Source organism: Streptomyces sp. BE20, assembly GCF_036322525.1.
Taxonomy (GTDB): domain Bacteria; phylum Actinomycetota; class Actinomycetes; order Streptomycetales; family Streptomycetaceae; genus Kitasatospora.
Genome location: NZ_JAQYWW010000921.1, coordinates 1 through 335, shown reverse-complemented (window position 1 = coordinate 335; position 335 = coordinate 1). Strand labels below are relative to the sequence as shown.

1 protein-coding gene is annotated in these 335 nt (G+C 70.7%); it reads right to left on the bottom strand.

Annotated elements, in window-relative coordinates; translation table 11 throughout:
• Positions 1–335 (bottom strand): IS110 family transposase (locus PUR61_RS45470; protein WP_329880794.1); only part of this gene is annotated, 335 nt, incomplete at both ends.

Below are 335 nucleotides of genomic sequence, written 5' to 3'. Positions count from 1 at the left end.
GGTCGAGCCGTGGTCCGAGCACGCGCTCCAGTGACGGGTGGAACTGGGTGAGCAGGCCGCGTATCCGGTTGGAGGTGCGGGTGGCCTCGGCGGCGAGGTCCTGGTCGAACCCGGTCAGGACGGTGAGTTCGGCGGTGATCTTGTCGGTGAGTTCCAGCGTGCGCAGGGTGTGGGGCATGGTGCGGGCCGCGTCGGCGATCACGGCGGCGTCCTTGGCGTCGGTCTTCGCCTCGCCGGGGTAGAGGTCGGTGATTCGTCGCATGGCGAGGCCTGGAAGGTAGGCGACTTGGCAGCCGGCGTCGCGGGCGACGGTCAGGGGCAGGGCGCCGATGGAG